Origin of the sequence: Pseudomonas sp. SIMBA_067 (assembly GCF_046534675.1) — a bacterium.
In the GTDB taxonomy this organism is placed as follows: Bacteria; Pseudomonadota; Gammaproteobacteria; order Pseudomonadales; family Pseudomonadaceae; genus Aquipseudomonas; species Aquipseudomonas putida.
In genome coordinates this window covers 1-252 of the sequence record NZ_JAWRYH010000914.1, presented here as the reverse complement: position 1 = coordinate 252, position 252 = coordinate 1, and the positions used below count along the sequence as shown (strand labels likewise).

Sequence of the window (252 nt, the reverse complement as noted above, 5' to 3'; positions counted from 1 at the left end):
CCACGCAGGAAGCCTTTGTCCAGGGCTGGCGAAGCGCCGAACAGGTACATCAGCAGCCAGCTGTAGCGGCGGAAATTGCGGATCAGGGCGATGTAAGCCGACGACTGGTAGTCGCGGTTGTCTTCAGTGCTGCCTTCGGCTTCGCGCAGCAGCGGCCACAGGGCTTCGGGCAGTGAGAAATTGTAATGAATACCGGCGATGCACTGCATGGTGCGACCGTAGCGCAGGGCCAGGCCTTTGCGGTACACGTGC

Annotated in this window: 1 pseudogene; it reads right to left on the bottom strand. The window is 61.5% G+C overall.

The features are described 5' to 3' along the window. Window positions 1-252, bottom strand: a pseudogene (locus SB765_RS31875) (glutamate--cysteine ligase); the annotation flags it as partial.